Here is a 21,101-nt window from a genome sequence, read left to right as displayed (position 1 = left end):
CTTAATTCTTGTGCAGGCCAAGCTTCTCAAATAGCACGCGGTTTCTGCGCGCGGCATCTTTGAGGAGCTTGTCGTAAGAGATGATTTCTACGTAGCCATTTCCGCCCGTGAGCGTTTTGAAATAGCCTTCGCCATCAATGGACTCGTGATAGTTCATTCGCATTTCCCGCTTGAGCGATGGCGTCAAGTCAGCTATCAAATAGCCAAAGAAGCGAATTCCGCGTGCATTAATCGGCCTGCCATCAACGTCGTCCAGCTTGCTCTCTTGAATTTCAACAAATCTCTTAATGACTTGCTGGGCAGGGTCCGCTTGGTAATCGTCACGCCCCGGTCGCTTGAACTCGATCACGACAATTGAGCCCGTGGAATCTTCCTGCTCCCGCACCCCGATCGGGGTGTCGTAGAAAAAGGAGCAAATATCCGGCTCCTTACCGGACGTATCTTCAAGGCCGTCTATGGAGTTCAACTTTTTATCGGACGTTAGCAGTGTGTGATAGCAAAGCCGTTCATCAATCACCCACAAATTCTGCTGCTCAAAGAAGATATCTTTGGAAGTGACGCCCATCGGGAAAAGCATCTTGTGAAGTACGCGTTCCAGCGGATACTTATCGTCTGACCGCCTCTTTTTTAAGCTAAGCGATACCAGATCAAGAATGGTGCGGCGATGGGTGACGTACTTTGCAAGCTCAGCTTTGCCAAGCTCATTTGCTTGTTCGGCCAGCTTCTGAAACATCTCTGCGTACTGCTCGAACGACTGACTTTCGAAGTTGGCCGCAACGTGCCGCAAATCCTTGCGTACTCCATCTTCAATTTCTCGTTTGACGTGCAATAGCGCTTCGTCCAGCTTGTCTTCAGACAGGCCTGGCTGAATCTTCTGCTCGATCATCTCCTTGTAGCGAGGGTGCGTGAGCGCCCTGTACTCGGGGGCTTGCTCCACGAACTTCTCGATCTGGGCGCGCTTTTCTTCGTTCGTTGACTTCAAATCGTCCAGGAGCAGCGGCCGCAACGCCCCTGCGACACCCTGGTTCAGGGCGCGTCGGGAGACGAGGGTCTGCTCAAGCTCGGGCTCCTCATCGCTTTGGAAGGCGATGCGCGTGCGCTCTTGGTTGGCATGGTCGTCCAGGTACTCCCCGGTGACCAGCACGATCAAGGTGTACGGCGCTTGGTCTTCGTCAATCAGCTTTTCGGGAAGCTCTGGAAGCAGGTCTCGCAGCTTGCTCGTGGTGACTTCGCGCCCGTTCGCACACAAGTTGAGTTCGTGGCGCGAGCGTCCGTCTCGGTGACGATATGCCTGCAAGGCAAATGTATGCCCCGAAACCTCGAAGAACTGTTCTTGGATGTGCGCCAGCACTGTTGACTGAAACAGGGCGTGCAAGTCAATCGAAGCGTGTCCCGGAGACTCCAGAGTCATAGGAGGGCAGGAGCGAGCCGCAAACCGGATCAGGAAGTGCGCAATGATGCGTTCAGCGATGGTTTCGGGCTGGGTAGGCCATCCAGCCCGAAACTTTTCATCCATGCCCCGCAAAGAGGTATGCGTGCCACATGCCTCTTTGACTTCAGACGTGGTGTCCGCACCTTTCAGTTCATCTTGGATGCTGAAGTCGAACTCTCGCAGCAAAGCCTTGCCGTCGCGTTTGAAGACACTGCGGATGTGTACGGATGAAAAGACTTTCAGGAAAGTGAAGCGCCCGACACCTCGGCCGCCGACCTTGACCTTTGAAAGCGTGTGCGCCTCTTGAAACGAAGCCAGGTTCTTGTCGTTGAAGCCAACGCCATCATCAATGACATCGAAGCCGTCCACGACCAGAGTCCCGTCCCCAGCTTGATGGGCGAGGTCGTTGGAGGCCACCAGCCGGATGCGAATCGAATGATTGCTGAAGCCGTCCTGATGCTCCTCGATTGCATCGACGGCATTCGAGATAGCCTCGTAAAGAGGCATCATTGCCTTGCCCTGGGAAAGCTCCAGCCGATCCACCAGACCTTTGATGTTCGCTTGCACTATTAATTTCCTCCCTGACCCTGCTGCGCCAAGGCCGCCATCAAACGGCCTTTCACGGTTCGACAGTCCGTTTTGTTCTCAAAGACGCTGCGCGCCTGCTTGTTCCACTGCACGCCCTGGACAGAACTCACAAGGCGCTCGCAAACAAGGTCGACCTCGCGCGAAATCGCTGTCAGTTCATCCTGGGTCAATGCCAGCGTCGGTCCGTTCTGCAACTGAAGGCGGATGAAGATGACGTGGAGAACCAACCAGGCGCCGTGAGTGAGAATCTCCCGAGCGGGGAGTGTCCCCGCTGGCAAACCGGCGGGATCACCCTCGGCGGTGGCACGGGCGCGGACCTTCTCTACGACCACTCGGCCGATTTGGACTATCCGCCACATTTGTCTTGCCGTGAGCGAGTCGGCGAAGAGCCGTTCGTAGGATTGGCGTAGGGGGTCGGTGGCTGATACCAGCCCCTCCCGCCCAAACAGCTTCTTCTTGTCGGCCTTGGCCGCGGTCACGTAGTCCTGCCAGTCGTTCGTGGTTACGGTGCAAGCCAGGAACGGTGCGAGTTCACGTGCGCTGAAGCAGGTTGGTGATAGCGGCGGATCGTCCTCCCCCTGCTTGACCAGATAGGTGACGCCGGCCATCTGCAAGGTCTGCTGCCACATGGTCTGACGTTCATCAAGCGCGGCAAAATCTTCCAGCTCAACGGCATTCTGGCGGTTGCGCGATTGGGTGACTCGATCGCCAAAACCATCAGGCGCGTTCTCAAGACAAACGAAAGTCGCCATGACTACGGTGGGATGAGCATCGTAGTGGGCCAGTGGCTCGCGGGCGATCGCCCCAACCGTTTGCGCGCCGTTGATGATGGACAACCCGCGAATGCGAAACGTCCCAGTTTGACGATGCGGGTCGCGGGGGTGCTGTTCCGTTATGGAATCGCAGAGGAAGGTGACGCCGTTATTGAAGTAGAAGAAGTGCTGTGCTTCTTGTCGGAGTGTCTCGGTCAGCCCTGCATTGACGGTGGTCGTGCCCTTGAACCGGCGAATGTTACGATCAACTAGATGTTCTTCGTGTGCCGCCCAAAGCTCGGCGAGCCGTTTGCCGTCCATGCGCCCGTAGAACGCCCGGTAGGGTTCCTGCGTGTGGCCGAAGTCCTTCAATTCGACTTCGGCTTCTATGGGCTGGGCCGAAACTCCGTCTAGATGTAGGTCGTGCAGGGTCGTGAGCCCATAAGCATGGCACCGAAGAAAGCCCGGATTCGCGCCATTGAACGCGCGCTCCAAGTCGGAAAACATGTCGCGCCGATCATCGGACACCGCCGTGCCGGAATAGGCCAGCACGACTTTGATCCTGCAGACACCACTGTTCAAGGCATTGGTGATTGCCGCTTGGCGGTTTTGCAGGGCGTTATTGAAGCGATTCCAGCGTCCTTGCAGAAGGTCGGTTACGCCATCCCGAAATTTGGATACATCACCGAGTTCGGGCTCGCCGGTGCCCGACTCCTTGTACTTGGACTGGACCAGCCAGATCGTTTGATCCGTTGAAACGAACACCGAATCGATACCATGATCCTGGCCACCATCGATGCTGGCGGCCACGGCCTCATCCAGATTGGCGCCAGCGTCTTCGTGCAGGACGAATGCCGCGATTGCCTTGGACAGGTAGTTGCTACGCCGAGACTCTGGAGTGTTTCCCGTCCCGGTGATTCGGTTCGCGTAGTCCGCATCAAGTTTTTGGCACAGCAGATCGAGTTCGAGGGGGCGAGCGATAACTGTTGCCATCAGACCAGCTCCCACTCGACAGTGAACAGCGTGCGCTCCTCGACCTGCTGTTGGAGTTGCGCTTCAAGCTGGCTGATCAAGTCGTTGCGCTGCGCTTCGACTTCATCCTGCCGGGCAAACAGCTCGCGGCGCAGCTTGCTGCGCTTGCCTTCCAGTTCGCGCTGCTTCTTCTGCCATGACAGCTTCTCTTCCAGCGTCGGCGAGGTCGCGGCGGTTCGGCGCACCTCCTTGATCTCGCGGTCGATCTCCTTGATCTCTTGCTCCAGACCCAGCTTCAGGTCGTCCGCCCAGGCATCCAGCTTCTGGACTTCCTGCTCGAAGTAGCCGAGGTTGCGCTCGTTGACGTCGCGCAGGAGCGCGGTCTTGCGGGCTTCCACGTCGGCCAGCAGGGTGGCGTCAGGGGCGTTGAACAGATTGGCCGCCTGCGTGGTCGCGGGCAGGCGCAGCAGTTTTTCCGGGTCTTCTTCCGCGAGCACGACGCCATCGGTCGTGCCCGCGGCAACCAGCAGATGTTGCTCCTGGTTGCCGAGTGTCTCGACCGAGATCAGCTTCACGGTGAGCCATCCGGCTTTGCCGCGCCAGGCTTCAAGCGTGCTGATCTTTGCACCGTGGGCGTTGTAGTCGAAGACGAGACGAGCCCCGTTGAGTGCGCGAGCCTTGGCCTGCTCGATGCCCCATCGCGCCAGCGGATGATTGATGCGGTATAGGTGCGCGTCGCCGGAGCGGCGGGGCAATTCGTAGCGCCCCAGCTCGATGCCCGTGAGGCCGCTGTGCTCGACTCCAGTCGGTATGTGGCGGAGATCGAAGCCGTCGTCATCGAACGCGGCGCAATGAACCAGTTCGGCGCGGGTCAAGTCCATCAGCATCCGCTCGAAGCGGTTGCGTGCGTTGCGGCTGTCGTCGGCCCGCATGCGCAGCTTCTCCTGCACCTCCTCATCAAAGTTCTCAAGCAATACCTGGCGCGTCTTGACCATCGCCTCGTTGATCTCGCCGGAGAGGTCGAGCTGGAGTTGCTCGAAGCTGGACTTGATTTCCTCGGGCTCTCGGCAGTTCTGGTAGATCTCGGCGATACGCCGCTCGAAATCGACGCCCGAACCGATGGCGCCCAACACTTCGTCGCTAGCCCCAAACACGCCCTCGAAGAGCTGGAACTTCTGCGACAACAGCTCATACACCCGTGCATCGGCCTCATTGCTGCGGTCGACGAAGTTGACCACCACCACGTCGTGCTTCTGACCGTAGCGGTGGCAGCGCCCGATGCGCTGCTCGATGCGCTGCGGGTTCCACGGCAGGTCGTAGTTGATGACGAGCGAGCAGAACTGGAGGTTGATGCCTTCGGCTCCAGCCTCGGTGGCAATCATGACCTTGCCACGCTCCTTGAAGTGCTCGACCAGTGCCGCACGGGTGTCGGCGGTCTTGGAGCCGGTGATGCGGTCGGTGCCTTCGTGGCGCTTCAGCCAGTCCTTGTAGATCGCCTGCGCACGCTGGTCGCTATTGGTGCCGTTGAAGAGCACGATGCCGTCGCCGTATGGCGTGTCGGCCAGCAAGTTGAGGAGGTATTCCTGCGTGCGCTTGGACTCGGTGAAGATGATGGCCTTCCGGGCCGCGCCCAACCGATCCAGTTCGGCGAAGGCGCGATCCAGCGCGGTGAGCAGCGCCTTGCCCTTGGCGTTGTCGCGGATGTTGGTTGCCAGCGTTCTGAAGTGGCGCAGCTCCTCGATCTCCTGCGCGATGGCATCACGCTCGGCGCGGCTCGCTGCCTTTGTTCCCTGCTCCTGGTCTTCCCATTCTTCGGCGGTCTCGTCGAGCGACTCGTAGTCCTCGTCCAGTTCTTCGGCGAGATCGGCAACCACGGGAGTTTCATTCAGCACACCCTGGAGACGCTTGGCCATCGTCTCCAACGCACCCGCAATCGCGTGCGTGCTGGAGGCGAGCAGCTTCCACAGCACGAGCGAAATCAGTTGGCGCTGCCCCTCGGGCAGGGCCTTGAGGTTGGGGCGGCGCAGGTAATCGGCGACGAGCCTGGAAAGTTCCTGCTCTTCGCTCGACGGCGTGAACTCCTCGACGATGGCCTTGCGCGCTGTGTACGACACGTAGGGCTGAACCTGTTTGCGCAGGGTGCGCTTGCAGATGGGGGCCAGCCGGTCACGCAGGCTGCTGAAGGATTGCTCTCTGCCAGTGAATTGCGAGCGGAAGCTATCAAGGTCTCCGAACACCCGGTCATCGATGAAGCTGACCAGCCCATAGAGTTCGAGCAGCGAGTTCTGCAACGGCGTCGCGGTCAGGAGCGCCTTGGAGTGAACGCGCGACAGCGCCTCCTTGAGGGTCTTGGCGATGACGTTGCTGGTCTTGTAGACGTTGCGCAGGCGATGCGCTTCGTCGAGGACGACCAAGTCCCAGTCGATGCCCTTGACATCGTCAGCCTTGGCCTTCGCGAACTGGTAGGAACAGATGATCGGACCGGAGGCGAACAGGAACGGGTTCCGCTGCTCCTGTTTGCGGATCGCGTTGTAGCTTTTGGCTTCGAGGATCAGCCCTTGCAGGCCGAACTTGTCCTGCAGCTCTTGGTGCCATTGCTTGCGCAGGTTCGCCGGAACGATGATGAGCACCTTCCGCCGCCGTTCCGCCCAGCGTTGGGAGATGACCAAGCCGGCTTCGATGGTCTTGCCCAGACCAACCTCGTCGGCGAGGATCACGCCGCGTGAGAGGGGGTTGCGGCAAGCGAAGAGCGCGGCCTCGACTTGATGAGGATTCAGATCGACCTGCGAATCGACCAAGGTCGAAGCCAGTGACTCCACGGAGTCGCCTGCTGCACGCCTGGTTAGCAGCCAAGCAAAGTACTGGCTCTGGTGCGGCGTAAGTAGCGGTTGTGTTGCCAACGGTGATTCCTCCCTTTTTTCCCCGACCACGTTCCGACGGGCTGTCTTGGCACAGTCTCACTCCCCCCATTGTCCGCGGTCCAGCGAGCGGGTTTGGAGCGGCGAAAGCGCCACGTTCCCCAACTTGAAAACCGGAATCTGTCTTTTGTAAGCGAAGCGGGGCCGTTTCCGGCGTTGTGGTGTGCGGCGAATTCGTCGAGCGTCAAGATTGCGCCTGACAGTGGTCGCCTCGCCTTGACCTTTGCCAACGTTGGATCGATTGCCAAATCTATCTGATTCTGCCATTTCGCTGCCTCATCCGCCATGATCACTCGCGCCTGGAGGCGCTAAGACGCGTCCAGGGTCGTCTCGCCAGCTTTCGTGGCTCCGTAGAAAGCTTTCGTGGCTCCGTAGAAAGTAAATGTGATGTCGCGCCTCTCGTTCCGAGAGCGAGGAATTTCGGAGGCTTGATATAGAGAATTGAATAGCTCGCGTGGATTTCTAATCGACACCAGGCGACCGCGGGTCACCACCACCCGCGTCAGCCGCGCATGCGTCAGCTGTAGCGGATTTTGTAGCGGGGGGTTTACACATTCGTTTCGCTGTGCACATCGTTGAAGCGCGGTATTGCGCCCAGCTTTTACTCTACGCTGCCGGCCCCGCGCTTGACTGGGCCCTTCTCGATAGGAACATAAGCTATGGCGCTTATACTCGCGGCCGCATGAAGAGAAAGGGAGATCGAAAATATGCTCGGGAAAACGAAGTGGATGGCGCTGACTGTAGCTGGTTTGATATTGTCCGGATGCGCCGGACCCCGTATTTCGCCTGGGACCAAGCTAGTCAACCTGGCCCCCACCTGTGACGTCGATCCCAAGCGTAATTACAGCAGCGCGCGCGAAGACCCCCGGTCCAAGTTCGCCCTCGAACAGGCCGGTGCAATGGGAACCATGGTCGGAGTTAGTGCAGTCGCGGGGGCGGCAGGTACAACTGCTGCTGCGGCGGCGATGCCTCTCGGGGTAATACCTGTCGCCCTGATGATCAACAAAAGCGTTAACAAGGAGCGCGCCCGATATGCCGGAGTCATTCTCAGGGCCCAAGTGGCAAGCATCAAACGTGGCGACTTTGACCTTTATGCAACTAAGCATCTTTGGGGCCTGGATAAGGAGACCATGCCCACGAACACTCAGCTAAGAGAGCACCTAGACGTGGTGTTGCTCGAGAGCGGCGGCGGTGCTTATGCGCCGAAGACCATGGGCGTGCAGGAAGGGGACATCGTGGACGTCAAAACTGTCTACGGCCGCTATGCCGAGCAACGTCCAATATTCTCCCGCTACACCTTTGGAAGCTCCGATTTCAACAAACACGTGGTAAGAATCTCACGCATTGTGTGTAAGCGTGACGATGCTGTCTGCAGGTCTGTTCACGACAACCGTACCGATGGGATTTTGTGCCGCCATCGGCAGACTGAATATCCGGTGGAGGAATACCTAATCCGCGATGCGGATGTTACACAGGCTATTGCCAAAGAGAAAAACGAAAAATCGGACAGCGCTTGGGAACTGTGAGGATAACCAACCGGAGCATGGGGTCGGGAGCTCCCGCGTTACACAGACTCTTCGCCTATCGGCGAGCATTCCGATAACGAGAGCGAATGAGTTAACCCGCGGTGGCTGATTAATAAGGATTAAAAACGGATTAGCGTGGTTTGGAAGGATGGCGTAAACCTGCGCCAGTAAAGGCTTCGAGGGCTGCCCGACCTGCGGGTAGGCTACCTGCCAGAACGGTACAGCCTACCGGCTAGAACGGCATCGCCTACCCGCCGGAACGGTAGCGCCTACCTGCTAGAACGGTATCGCCTAACTGCTGTAACGGCGTAGGCGCGCACGCCTTCCAGGATCCGGCTGCCTTCTTGGCCAAGTGACGCCGCTGTGTCCCCTTGGCTATCTTTTCGATATGTACGACGTCGCCCCGGACAGTGTAGTTGAACCTTTCGCCGTGGACTGCGCTGGCCTCGGTCACTGCGTTCAGCGCCTTGCGCAGTGTCTGGGCGAATTTCCAGAGGTCGGCGGTCTCGCTACCGCAGAGCCGGTGCAACGTCTCGATCTTCATCGGATATGGCTTGGCATGGCTCGCGTAGAACCCGTGCAGCCATTGGGCCAGCGGCTGGCCGTCCAACGCGTGGCGCACAGCCCATTCAATATGAGTAAACTCGTCCGCCGCGAACAGAACCCGCAGCTTGGGGGTCAGCACGATCACCCATTCCTGGGTCTTCTCGCACCTGAACGCCTCGTTGATCAAGCCGCCGATGTAGTTGTACCGGCCGTGTTTGATCTCCACAGCGTTCGCCCGTAATCGGGTAAGCCGGTTGTGCAGCGTCGCTCGGTTCTTACCGCTATCTGTCTTGCCCATCAGTTTCAGCAAGGCATAGGACGTTACCCGGCACTGCTCACCCATTGCTTGGTGGCGGGCGGCATGCAGCACGCTCTGGTAGGCGTCGAGGTCGCCTTGATCGAGCCGCTGTCCGGTGTAAAGGATCTGTATATCACCGAGGGCGGCGAGCTGCTCCCGTTCCACGTAACGTCGCTTGCCCTTCGCGATCGCGCCGAACAGGGCCGACCGAAGCGCGACGTTTGGTACACCTCGCGTCGGCTCCGGCCAGATGGGCAACTGCGCGACGTTGTTTCCCGGGGGAGCACCCGCTAGCCGTCCACGTTTTCTGGCTAGCTCCTCTAGCCTCTTTACTACGCTGACAAAATCGCACGGGGAATCGGCTGCGGGCAACCCAGGCATGCTCACCTTCCCCCCTGCCTAATTTTGTGGCTCGCGTGGCGATCCTCGATCCACCGTTCCAGCTCCGAAAACAGTAGACCTGATTTCCGCTTGCCGATCTTGAAAATGCGAGGAAAGCTCTCATCCGCCGCGTGGAGGCTATAGATCGTCTGTTTGGTTGTACTAAGCGCCGACGCAGCAGCGTCGACTGAAACAACAAGAGGTTTCGTTTCCATGTCGCCTCGATTCCAGGAATCGAGGCCGCAAGAAGTGAGCGCTTTGGCTCGTTTGCGGACGCGGCGATGGCGGTGCGGCCTCAGTGGCCGCCAGCGTCACGACCGCGCGCAGCGAGGTGACTGGAGGAGACGGGGGGTTAGGTTAAAGCCGCTTGCAGGAAGGCTCGGCGGGGGAGGATCTGGAGGATAGCTGCCGGTGGCGCCGTGCTCAAAATCTCCCGCCTGCAGGAAGAACTCAGTCATCTCCTGGTCGCCGAGATCGAAGAGTCCGGACAACCAGTCGTCCTGCGATTCTTTGCTCGCCAACCAAAAATCCGTTGCCATGACTAGACCGCGAGTTGCGTGGCGCTCGTCCTTGGCCAATTCACCCAGGTCCAGATCAAGCAACTCCAGATACTGTCGCGAACTGACAGCCACCGCGCTAATTTGGCTTCGTCTCGCCCTGATACCGGCACCGCGCAGATAGCCGAGCATAGCAACCCGAGCCTGGAAACCGGCTTGGCTCGATCTGAATGCAACGCTGCGTGCGCGAATGTAATCCCTCACAGCGGGAGATTCTTGCCGGAGCACCAAGCAACGTCAAGTTGTTCTTTAGTGACTATGGCCCCATGCATGTCGCAGTGTTGGTAAGTATGTTGGTAACTGACAAAACGATTTCACGAAAAGTCCTAATGCACCTGGCTCCATGCGAAGCATTCGATTCCCGCCGGCTCCACCACCGATACCCCAGTAGCATCCGACGCCGTCCATGTGACGGCGTTTTTCTTTGTGTCCCGATTCCAGCCCTCGACCTTAGGGTGTCGAAGGGTTATATGGACGGATCGAGGGAAAATCACAGCTGGATGGAGTTCCCAGGATTCTGTGGACACCGGGCGGTTAACGGGTTGCTGCGGCTTCAAATTGTTCGGGGCTCACGCCCGATAAATGTTTGTGTCTTCGCGTTCGATTGTAGAAGTCATCGATGTAATCCGCGATATCTTCCGTCGCTTGCTGGCGCGTGTTGTAGATGCGTTTCTTGATGCGCTCTTTCTTCAGGCTCGAGAAGAAGGACTCGGCTACCGCGTTGTCCCAGCAGTTACCTCGTCGACTCATGCTGGGCCATAGACCGTTCGACCGGCAGAAGCGGCGCCAGTCGTCGCTGCCGTATTGCGAGCCCTGATCGGAGTGCACGATCGTGCCGTCTGGAGCGCGCTGACGCACGGCGATCAAGAGGGCATCTAAGACGAGAGCTCGATGGATGGATTGGCGTGTGGCCCAGCCGATCACTTTGCGGGAGAACAAGTCCAATACGACGGCCAAGTAGAGCCAGCCCTGCCAGGTCCGGACATACGTGATGTCAGTGACCCAGACGCGGTTGGGCTGCGAAACGTCAAAATTGCGCTTGACGAGGTTCGGGATCAGCTCCGCTGTCTTGCCACCTGCGACGTAACGTCGGGTCCGGTAACCGCCTTTCGCTCGTATACCGTTCTCTTTCATCAGCCGTGCAACACGATGTTTGCTACACGTTTCACCGGCCTCTCGAAGATCGAGAAAGACGCGTGGCGCGCCGTATATACCTTGGCTCTCTTCGAACGACGCTCGGATCAGGCCGAGCAAGCGCCTGGGCCACCTGTTAGCGTGTGGCGTGAGCTTCGCCGCCTTAAGGGTGGCGGTCCTGAGGGTGTGGTTGCTGAGCTATCCGCCGCAGCCGATCAAGGGGATTGGCAGGCTTTCGTAAAAGGCATGGGCGGACCATTGGCACCCCGTAAAGACCATCCCCTTAAACTGGCCCGCGCGTGGAGCGATCAGCCCGGCGTGTATGGGGAGCCCTTAGGGTGGCAGATCGAAGGGGTGGAATACGCAAACCTGCTTATCCCAACACGCTTTGTGCAATGGCGCATAGAGCGCCGGCCCTTAGGTACCCCACCCCTAGGGCGTATTCCCGACGCAGATTTTGAAAATTCCGCGATGCCTGAGCCTTGCCCCCTTGGACTTGTGTCAATAACTGTACGCAGCCATTACAAAAGCACGATGAGATAGCCTTGTGTAAAGCCAGGTATCGGCCGATTTCGGAGATCCAAAGATTCCCCCAGGCAGGCATTTAATCCGCATTATCATTACGAAGCGCAACGGTACCCCTTAACTTCAATGTCGTGAAAACATTCCGGGCCATTACATGCAGGACGATGACGAAATAGTTCGCAGCCACTGCAATACCTGTGGGAGGGTCACGAAACATCTTGTTCTCCACGTTAAGGAGACCCGCGATAGCGAGGAGTTAGAAGACTATGGCCCTATATTTTGGGATAACACTTACGAGCTGTTGGAGTGCCGCGGCTGCGAGTCAATTAGCCTGAAGCACACGACCATCTTTGAGCCGACGGAAGAAGTTGACGTAACAATTTATCCGCCTCGCGTGACGAGACGAAAACCGCACTGGTTTTATCAAATCCCCACCTCAGCTCGCACACTCCTTCAGCAGATTTACCAAGCTCTGGACGCAAACAGCCGTGGGCTAGCATTGATGGGCGCTAGAGCCGTTCTCGACATGGTTCTGGTTGAGACTGTAGGGGATCAAGGTTCATTCAGCGCCAAACTGGATGCTCTGGAAAAACATGGGGCAATTGGCGCAAAGAGTAAGGAAATCCTTCACGCCGCGTTAGATGCAGGCAACGCTGCATCGCACCGAGGGTATCAACCAACTACAGACGACATCAATGCCGTGATGGACATTGTTGAGAACCTACTTCAAGCGGTTTATCACCTTAAGACCCTAGCTGAAAGCCTGAAAAAGGCTACACCGACACGTTCACAAAAAAAGAAATAGATACACGCTGCATGACCATCATGCGGTCACTCTGAAAAACTAATGCTAACGATAAAGAAGTATTCCAATGACCATAATCAGTGACTTTCTTTCCAGAGTTCAGTCCGTCTCCAAAACCGGCGCGGCGACCGAACACTCCTACCGCCCTGCCCTTGAGGCACTATTCAATAGCTTAGATGAGGCAGTGAATGCTCTGAACGAGCCCAAACGCGTTGAGTGCGGCGCGCCCGATTTCATTATTCAGCGCGGCGAAATTGCCATCGGCCACGTTGAGGCAAAAGACCTTAACGTCGGCTTGCGCGGCATGAAAAACGCGAACAAGGAGCAGCAAGACCGCTACCGGAAAGCTCTTCCAAACCTGATTTACACAAACTGTCTTGACTGGGATTTCTACCGGAATGGCGAGCTAATCGCGTCAGTCACAATTGCTGACTACCTGATGGGAATCCAGCCGAACCCAGACCGGTTCGACATGCTGGAAAATCTACTTCGGGACTTTATTGCGCAGCGCCCGCAAACCATCACCTCACCACGTGTGCTTGCCGAAATGATGGCGGGCAAGGCCGGGCTAATAAAAGACATATTGCGCAATGCCCTGACCGCTGACAAAGACTCGAAAACCGAGCTGGCAGGCCAATACAGCGCTTTCCGCGAACATCTTATCCATGACATCGAACCCGCGGAATTCGCTGACATTTACGCGGAAACCATCGCTTATGGCATGTTCGCTGGGCGCCTGCATGACAAGACACTTGAGACCTTCAGTCGCCAGGAAGCGCTGGAGTTGCTACCCAAATCCAACCCATTCCTCCGCAGTCTCTTTGGTTACATCGCGGGGCCAGACCTTGATGAGCGGATCAAGTGGATCATCGACGATCTTGCCAACGTCTTTCAGGCCGCAAACGTCAAGAAACTCATGGAAGGCTTCGGCAAGCTAACTGGCCGGAATGATCCATTCCTGCATTTCTACGAAACCTTCCTATCCGCTTACAACCCCGAAAAGCGCAAGGCGCGTGGCGTTTGGTACACCCCCGAGCCGGTAGTTAACTTCATCGTCCGCGCAGTCGACAACGTGCTGCAAACCGAATTCGGACTTGCGGATGGCCTCGCCGACACCTCCAAGGTCACTATTGATTGGGACACGGGGCAAGCCGACCGCAAGGGTAAGCCGGTCATGACTCGCAAAGAGGTGCACCGGGTTCAAATTCTCGACCCTGCTACCGGCACTGGCACCTTCCTGGCTGAGGTCATCAAGCAGGTTGCCCCCAAGGTAAAAGGCGTGGCTGAGGGAATGTGGTCGCAATACATCGAGCGTGACTTGATCCCCCGTCTGCATGGCTTCGAGCTGCTAATGGCCTCGTACGCCATGTGTCACATGAAGCTCGACATGATTCTGACTGAGTTGGGCTACAAGCCTACCGGCGCCCCGCCCCGCCTTGGCGTTTACTTAACCAATTCACTGGAGGAAGGCGAACGCGATGTGCGCGACCTTTTCATGGCGCAGTGGCTAACCCGTGAGGCACGCGAGGCGAGCACTATCAAACGCCAGGCACCCATCATGTGCGTGATTGGCAACCCGCCTTATTCCGGCGAAAGCGCCAACAAAGGTGAGTGGATCATGGACCTGATGGACGCCTACAAAAAGGAACCCGGCGGGCGAGACCGACTAAACGAACGCAACCCAAAATGGATCAATGATGACTATGTGAAATTCATCCGGTTCGCCGAGCACCTCATCCTGAAAAATGGCGAGGGCGTGCTGGGTTTCATCACCAACCATGGGTACCTCGACAACCCCACCTTCCGGGGGATGCGCTGGCACCTGCTGGATACATTCGACAAGATTTATGTGCTCGACCTTCACGGCAATGCCAAGAAGAAAGAGGTCACACCGGAAGGAAAGGCCGACAAGAACGTGTTCGACATCCAGCAGGGTGTTGCGATCATTATCGGGATCAAGAAGCGTGCGAACGTCAAAGGTAATAAGCCGCTTGCTGAGGTACACCACGCTGAGTTATGGGGCGACCGGGCGTCGAAATATGAAGCCCTCTGGGCCAAGGGCCTCACCGGGGAGCTATGGCAAAAACTGGAACATCGCGCGCCGCAGTATCCGTTGACCCGACGCGATTATGGTCTGCAAGAGGCTTACGATGATGGATTTGGTCTGCGCGAATTCATGCCGCTGCACGGAAACGGGGTTGTCACTAAGCGCGACAGACTAAACATACATGAAACCGAGTCTGGCGTAAGGGAAGTAATCGACGACTTTTTGACGCGAACCGAAGAAGTGGTGCGCGCAAAATATAAGCTTCCAAAAGACGTCCGGGATTGGCGCTATAGCTGGGCACTCGACGACATCAAGGCAAATCACATAAGCGCGCCCATTGTACGTATCCAGTATCGGCCGTTTGACCCTCAATATATTTTCTATTCAGGGAATGCGCGTGGATTGGTTGGATGGCCAGTCAAGCAAATAATGAGACATTATCTTGACGGTCAAAATATTGGTCTACTCGCCCCGAAAGCGATTAGGGATAGTCAATTCGCTCACGCGTTTGTGACCAGGGACATCACAGAGGCGATTTTTCTGTCTGGAACAACCGGCTCTAACGCCATGAACTTCCCCCTGTACCTGTACCCGACCGAACAGGACCTGGACCAAACGCGCCGAGTTAACTTCGACGCTAAGCTTTACAAGCGCCTTCAGGCCCTTGCCAAACACCCCGAACGGGGCGTGCCTGATGAACTGGCTGTTTTCGACTACATATACGGCATCCTGCACTGCCCCGCCTACCGCAAAACGTATGCGGAATTTCTGAAACTTGATTTTCCCCGCATCCCTTGGCCCGCCTCTCCTGCCGAGTTCTGGGATGTTTCCGACAAAGGCAATCAGCTTCGTTGCCTTCACCTGATGGACCCGGATGCAATTGGCCTAACGCCCTACCCATTTAGGGGCGAGGGCGACTCCACGGTGGACAAGCCTCGCTATGAGGATGGAAAGGTCTGGGTAAACGAAACACAATACTTCGACACCACGCCCGAAGCTGCGTGGGGCTTTTACATCGGCGGCTATCAGCCCGCACAGAAATGGCTTAAGGACCGCAAGGGGCGTGCGCTGAGCTTTGACGATGTGAAGCACTATCAGCGCATCCTGAAAATTCTGTCTGAAACTGATCGGATCATGCGGACTATAACGATGACAATTAAAGCTGGATAGGGCCGCGATACCCATCCCCTCGCATAGGTGGGGATTTTTTTGCCTCGCCGTCGCGTTAAGCTCATGCGCCTCCTGCGTTCCGGCGGGTGGGTCGCCGCTGAACTGGGAGTTCGCTTCCCACGTTGCGCTTCCGAGATTTTCGCTTATGCCTAAGGGATTCCTTCGGTAGGAGCTTGCCATGGACGAACACAGCCTCGCCGGCGCGATCGCCATCGTCACCGGGTCGGACTCGGGGATTGGCCAGGCGACGGCGTTCGAACTGGCCCGCGCCGGGGCCGACGTCGCCGTCACCTACTTCCACGACCGCGCGGGCGCCGAACGGACGAAGTTCGAGATCGAGGCGGCCGGCCGTCGCGTTTATCTCGCGCAGCTCGACGTGCGCGACCCTGCCCTCGTCGCGGGCTTTTTCGCCGAGGTCAAAACGGAACTCGGAACGCCGACGATACTCGTCAACAACGCCGGCATCGACGCATCGGGGCAACGCGTCGCCGACATGAGCCTCGCGCACTGGGACGACATCCAGCGCACCAATCTCTACGGGCCCTTCTTCACCTGCCAGCAGTTCATCCGCGGGCTCGACGGCAGCGGCAAGCACGGCACGATCATCAATATCACGAGCGTGCACCAGGAAATTCCGCGCGCGGGGGCGGCGGGCTACGACGTGTCGAAGGGCGGGCTGCGCAATCTGACGACGACGCTCGCGCTCGAACTCGCCGAGAAGAACATCAACGTCAACAACATCGCGCCGGGGATGGTGCTGACGCCGATGAACCAGGCCGCGCTCGACGACCCCGCGGTGCTGGAACAGCAGGTGCAGTCGATCCCGATGAAACGGGCCGCGCAGCCGGAGGAGATCGCGCACGTCGCCGTATTCCTCGCGTCCGAGCACGCGCGCTACATCCACGGCACGACGATATTCGTCGACGGCGGGCTGACGCTGTTCCAGGGCCAGGGCGCCTAGACGTTGCCGCCAGCGTCCGGCGAGTCCGGGCCCGCGACTCGGTAGCCCGCGCGAATCACTCGCTCTGCATGAACCGGAAACAGCCCGACATCCGCGATCTTGCCGTGATCGGAGACCGCCGCACGGCAGCGCTCGTCGCGACGGACGGCGCCATCGTCTGGTACTGCCCCGAGCGCTTCGACCGCGCTTCGCTGTTCGCGGCGCTGCTCGACCCCGAGCGCGGCGGCGAATGGACGCTCGACCTGCCGGCGGCGCGTCTGGCCACCCGCGCCTACATCGAAGACAGCGCCGTGCTCGAAACCCGCTTCGACCTTGCCCACGGCAGCTTCACGGTCACGGACTGGATGACGGCGGGTGACGTCGGCCCGCGCGGCATCTGCCGCCTGTTTTCTGCGCCGCCGCAAGACGTCGCCATGGCGCTGCGGCCCGCGCCGGGCTACGCGACGCGGACCGCGAGGCTGCGTGCGGTCGACGACGCGGTCTGCATCGACGCGCGCCATTGGCTTTACGGCTCGCATCCGCTCTCGATACGCGAAGGCGGCGTCGGCATGGAACTGCCCGCGGGACAAGCCGGCTGGGCGGTACTGAGCGACGCACCGCTCGCCGCGCCGAGCCACGCGCAACTAGAAGGATGGCGCGACACCACGCTCGCCGAGTGGCGCGAAATCGCGTCGCAGGTCGCCTACCATGGCCCTTTCGAACGCCAGATCGCACACTCGCTGCGCGCGCTGCGCCTGCTCACCTACGCGCCCAACGGCGGCATCATCGCGGCGGCGACGGCCTCGCTTCCCGAAATACCGGGCGGCACGCGCAACTACGACTACCGCTACGTCTGGCTGCGCGACGCCGGCATGATCGTCAGCGCACTCGTGCGGGCTGGCAGCCACGGCCCGGACGAGCGTCGCTTCCTCGACTTCATCTGCGGCTCGAAACGGGCCGAGCCCGACAAGCCGCTGCTGCCGCCCTTTCTCTCGCTCGACCTCGAGGCGGCGCCGGGCGTGACCGAGCTCGATCTCGGCGGCTACGCGCACAGCCGCCCGGTGCGCATCGGCAACGGCGCGAACCGCCAGTTGCAGCTCGACGGCTTCGGCAACGTGCTGCTCGCAGCGAAGCTGATCTACGGTCGCCATGACACCCGCGAGCACTGGGAAACCGTGCGCGAGATCGCCGATTTCCTCGCCGCGCACTGGCACGAGCCGGACCACGGAATCTGGGAGGAAAACGTCGCACGCCAGTACACGGTCGGCAAGGTCATCGCCTCGTGCGGCCTGCGCTACATCGCGGACTTTGCCGACGACGCCGCGCAGGCCGAGAAGTGGCGCGCCGCGGCACGCGAGGTCGAGGTCTACGTCGCGGCGCACTGCATCACTTCCGAGGGCGCCTACGCGGCGTTTGCCGGCTCGGAGGCGGTCGACGTCTCGGCCGTCCTGTTTCCGACCTGGGGCTATGGCGCGCCCGACTCGGCGGAGATGCTCGCGACGCTGCGCGTACTCGAGCGCGACTACGCCCGCGGCGACCTCTACTGGCGCCATCTCGAGGAAGCCGGCGGCCGCGAGGAAGGCGCATTCCTCGCGGGTACGCTGTGGGTCGCGCAATACTGGATTCTGCGCGGCGACCTGCCGCGCGCGCGGCGAATGCTCGAAACCGCGCTCGCTTACGCGACGGACCTGGGTTTCTTCGCCGAGGAGGCCGATCCGCGCTCGGGCGCGATGCTCGGAAACTTTCCCCAGACCTTCGTCCACGCCTCGTTCATCGGCGCGGTCATCGACTACCGGCACGCGCTGGCCGAAGCCGCGAACGCCAAACCCGCTTCCACCTGAAGCGCCGGCGACCCCCGCTGCACGGCGCTGCCTCGGCGCTCGCGGCCCCCACGCCGCTACTCGCTCATGTAGCCCCTGCTCAGTCCGTGAGCCGCATTCAGGGACGCGTCACGGCTATCGGTGGCATAGCGTCGCAACGCCAGCGCCGAACGGCTGCGGCCTGGCGAGCGCGCGGACCGGCCGCCCTCGATTTGTCATTCGATCGGATTGACTCACAATCGCCGCTTTCCCGACAATCGCCCGAGATGAACGAACTCCTCGCCTGGCTGCCCCCCGAGCTCGCCACCCTGCCGCGCTATGCCGTGGCGCTGATGCTCGGCCTGCTAATGGGTCTCGAACGCGAGCGCAGCCCGGCGGCCAAGGCGGGTCTGCGCACCTTCGCACTGACTGCGCTGTTCGGCGTGCTGGCCGCGCATCTGGCGACGACGCTCGGCACGCCGTGGCTGATCGCAGCCGGTCTGCTGACGGTCGGCGGCATCATCGTCGCGGCCTATCTGCGCGCGCCGCAGGAGCCCGACGGCGACCCGGGGACGACGACCATGGCCGCGCTCGTACTCTGCTACGGCCTCGGGGTTCTGGTCTGGCACGACGAACTCCAGCTCGCCGTCATGCTGGCCATCGCGGCGACGATGCTGCTCTATTTCAAGCCTGAGCTGCGCGGACTGAGCCAGAAACTGTCGCGCCGCGACCTGCTGTCGATGCTGCAGTTCGCGGTGCTCGCGCTGATCATTCTGCCGCTGTTGCCGAACGAGAACCACGGCCCCTACGGCGCGCTCAACCCCTACCAGATCTGGTGGATGGTCGTCCTCATCGCCGGCGTGAGCCTCGCCGGCTACGCGGCGCTGCGCCTGATCGGACAGGAGCGCGGCGCGGCGATGCTCGGCGTGCTCGGCGGCCTCGTCTCGTCGACCGCGACGACGCTGTCGTTCACCCGGCACGCGCGCGCGAGCGAGGCGATGGTCCCGGTCGCCGTCACCGTCATCGTGCTGGCGAATCTGGTCGTGCTGGTGCGGCTCGGCGTGCTTACCGCCATCGTCGCGCCCGAAGTGCTGACCGCACTGCTGCCGATACTGCTCGGCGGCCTGATCGCGGGTGGGCTCGCAGCGGCCTACGGCGTGCGCCGACTGCGCCCGCAGGGTGAATTGCCCGAGCTCGCGATGGGCAACCCGACCGAATTGCGCACGGCGCTCGGCTTCGGCCTCCTGTACGCGGTCGTGCTGCTCGCCGCAGCCTGGCTGACCGACCGCCTCGGCGCGCTTGGCACCTACGCGGTCGCGCTCGTCTCGGGGCTCACCGACGTCGACGCGATCACGCTGTCGAGCCTGCGCCTCTACAGGCTCGACAAGCTGCCGGCGGCGACGCTCGCCAACGTAATCACGCTCGCCATACTATCCAACCTCGTCTTCAAGTCCGTGCTCACGCTCGCGATCGGCGGCCACCGCACCGGACGCCATGTCCTCGCCGGGTTCGCCGCGACCGCGTTCGGGCTGCTTGCCGCGTGGGCTATAATGCGCGGTTTTTCCGCCTAGTTACGCGCACAATCATGGAAGCCGAAAGCCTCAATCAGATCGAAGCCAAACTCGCCGACTTGAGCGAGCGTGCAACCCAGCTCAGGGGGTTTCTTTGACTACCCTGTCAAGAAAGACCGCCTAGAAGAAGTCGTCCGCCTGTCCGAAGCGCCCGATTTCTGGAACGACGCCGCGCGCGCCCAGGAACTCGGGCGCGAACGCAAGTCGCTCGAGGACGTCGTCCTCGTGCTCGACCGCGTGACCTCGGGCCTCAAGGACGCCGGTGAACTGTTCGAGATGGCGCGCGAGGAGAACGACGACGACACGCTCGCGGCGGTGCAGGCCGACATCGACGGCCTCGAGAAGGACGTCGCGACGCTCGAGTTCCGCCGCATGTTCAGCAACCCGGCGGACCCGTCCAACTGCTTCCTCGACATCCAGGCCGGCGCGGGCGGCACCGAGGCCTGCGACTGGGCGTCGATGCTGTTGCGGCAATATCTCAAATATGCCGAGCGCAAGGGCTTCAAGGCCGAGCTGCTCGAGGAATCCGAAGGCGACGTCGCCGGCATCAAGTCGGCGTCGATCAAGATCGAGGGCGACTACGCCTACGGCTACCTGCGCACCGAGACCGGCGTGCACCGCCTCGTGCGCAAGTCGCCGTTCGACTCCTCGGGCGGGCGTCACACCTCGTTCGCGAGCGTGTTCGTCTATCCCGAGGTCGACGACTCGATCGAAGTCGAGATCAATCCGGCCGACCTCAGGGTCGACACCTACCGCGCGTCGGGCGCCGGCGGCCAGCACATCAACAAGACCGACTCGGCCGTGCGCATCACGCACATTCCGTCGGGCATCGTCGTCCAGTGCCAGAACGACCGCTCGCAGCACAAGAACCGCGCCGAGGCGATGTCGATGCTGAAGTCGAAGCTCTACGAAGCCGAGCTGCGCAAGCGCCAGGCCGAACAGGACAAGCTCGAAGCCGGCAAGGCCGACGTCGGCTGGGGCCACCAGATCCGCTCCTACGTGCTCGACAATTCGCGGATCAAGGACCTGCGCACCAACGTCGAAGTCTCCGCGACGCAGAAAGTGCTCGACGGCGACCTCGACGTGTTCATCGAAGCAAGCCTCAAACAAGGCGTCTAGGCGATCGCCCTACCCGCAGCC

General features: G+C 60.0%; 12 protein-coding genes and 1 pseudogene. 7 read left to right on the top strand and 6 right to left on the bottom strand.

What is annotated here, in order from left to right:
- Position 1: 1 nt before the first annotated feature.
- Genes TBD_RS04725 through TBD_RS04715 form a run of 3 tightly spaced genes read right to left on the bottom strand, consistent with a single transcriptional unit; the run spans position 2 to position 6,563 of the window.
- Positions 2 to 1,999, bottom strand: a complete 1,998-nt coding sequence (locus TBD_RS04725; protein ID WP_033872088.1) for an ATP-binding protein — start codon at positions 1,997 to 1,999, stop codon at positions 2 to 4.
- A 2-nt stretch (positions 2,000 to 2,001) separates the two neighbouring features.
- Entirely contained in the window at positions 2,002 to 3,765 is a 1,764-nt protein-coding gene (locus TBD_RS04720) for an AIPR family protein (protein ID WP_011311446.1), read from the bottom strand.
- Positions 3,765 to 6,563 (bottom strand): SNF2-related protein, encoded by a 2,799-nt coding sequence (locus tag TBD_RS04715; RefSeq protein WP_011311445.1) that lies wholly within the window; start codon positions 6,561 to 6,563, stop codon positions 3,765 to 3,767. Before TBD_RS04715 ends, TBD_RS04720 begins: the two co-directional genes overlap by 1 nt.
- Positions 6,564 to 7,369: 806 nt before the next feature.
- On the opposite strand from TBD_RS04715, the gene TBD_RS04710 reads away from it, so the two are divergent.
- Complete coding sequence (locus TBD_RS04710; protein WP_011311443.1) at positions 7,370 to 8,188, top strand: hypothetical protein; 819 nt, start codon at positions 7,370 to 7,372, stop codon at positions 8,186 to 8,188.
- Positions 8,189 to 8,435: 247 nt separating this feature from the next.
- Here the strand turns inward: TBD_RS04710 and trfA are convergent, their stop codons facing one another.
- The 3 genes and pseudogenes from trfA to TBD_RS04690 all read right to left on the bottom strand — a co-directional run.
- Positions 8,436 to 9,413 (bottom strand): plasmid replication initiator TrfA, encoded by a 978-nt coding sequence (gene trfA, locus TBD_RS04705; RefSeq protein WP_011311442.1) that lies wholly within the window; start codon positions 9,411 to 9,413, stop codon positions 8,436 to 8,438.
- A gap of 311 nt (positions 9,414 to 9,724) precedes the next feature.
- Entirely contained in the window at positions 9,725 to 10,102 is a 378-nt protein-coding gene (locus TBD_RS04695) for a hypothetical protein (RefSeq protein WP_041432370.1), read from the bottom strand.
- A 402-nt stretch (positions 10,103 to 10,504) separates the two neighbouring features.
- Positions 10,505 to 11,230, bottom strand: a pseudogene (locus TBD_RS04690) (IS3 family transposase); the annotation flags it as partial.
- 553 nt (positions 11,231 to 11,783) lie between these two features.
- Here TBD_RS04690 and TBD_RS14475 point away from each other — a divergent pair.
- The 6 genes from TBD_RS14475 to prfB all read left to right on the top strand — a co-directional run bounded on the left by TBD_RS14475 (position 11,784) and on the right by prfB (position 21,080).
- Positions 11,784 to 12,434: a DUF4145 domain-containing protein gene (locus TBD_RS14475; RefSeq protein WP_011311438.1), complete on the top strand. Its 651-nt coding sequence runs from the start codon at positions 11,784 to 11,786 to the stop codon at positions 12,432 to 12,434.
- Between the two features lie 67 nt (positions 12,435 to 12,501).
- Positions 12,502 to 15,651 carry a type ISP restriction/modification enzyme gene (locus TBD_RS04685; RefSeq protein ID WP_011311437.1) on the top strand — a complete coding sequence of 1,050 codons (3,150 nt, stop codon included), beginning with the start codon at positions 12,502 to 12,504 and terminating at the stop codon, positions 15,649 to 15,651.
- 178 nt (positions 15,652 to 15,829) lie between these two features.
- Positions 15,830 to 16,612 carry an SDR family NAD(P)-dependent oxidoreductase gene (locus TBD_RS04680; RefSeq protein WP_011311436.1) on the top strand — a complete coding sequence of 261 codons (783 nt, stop codon included), beginning with the start codon at positions 15,830 to 15,832 and terminating at the stop codon, positions 16,610 to 16,612.
- Positions 16,613 to 16,680: 68 nt separating this feature from the next.
- Positions 16,681 to 18,432, top strand: coding sequence for a glycoside hydrolase family 15 protein (locus tag TBD_RS04675; protein ID WP_011311435.1), 1,752 nt, complete (start codon positions 16,681 to 16,683; stop codon positions 18,430 to 18,432).
- A 245-nt stretch (positions 18,433 to 18,677) separates the two neighbouring features.
- The gene (locus tag TBD_RS04670; RefSeq protein WP_011311434.1) at positions 18,678 to 19,961 is read left to right on the top strand and encodes an MgtC/SapB family protein; all 1,284 of its coding nucleotides are present in this window, start codon (positions 18,678 to 18,680) and stop codon (positions 19,959 to 19,961) included.
- Between the two features lie 14 nt (positions 19,962 to 19,975).
- Positions 19,976 to 21,080, top strand: a protein-coding gene (gene prfB, locus TBD_RS04665; RefSeq protein WP_148203007.1) for a peptide chain release factor 2 whose coding sequence is annotated in 2 segments (ribosomal slippage) — positions 19,976 to 20,056 and positions 20,058 to 21,080 — 1,104 coding nt in all. Because the reading frame shifts where the segments join, the coding sequence is not laid out codon by codon here.
- Positions 21,081 to 21,101 lie beyond the last annotated feature (21 nt).

Origin of the sequence: Thiobacillus denitrificans ATCC 25259, assembly GCF_000012745.1 — a bacterium.
Lineage (GTDB): Bacteria > Pseudomonadota > Gammaproteobacteria > Burkholderiales > Thiobacillaceae > Thiobacillus > Thiobacillus denitrificans_B.
Note: the sequence above shows the minus strand (reverse complement) of the source record. Positions and strands in the feature narration are given on the sequence as shown.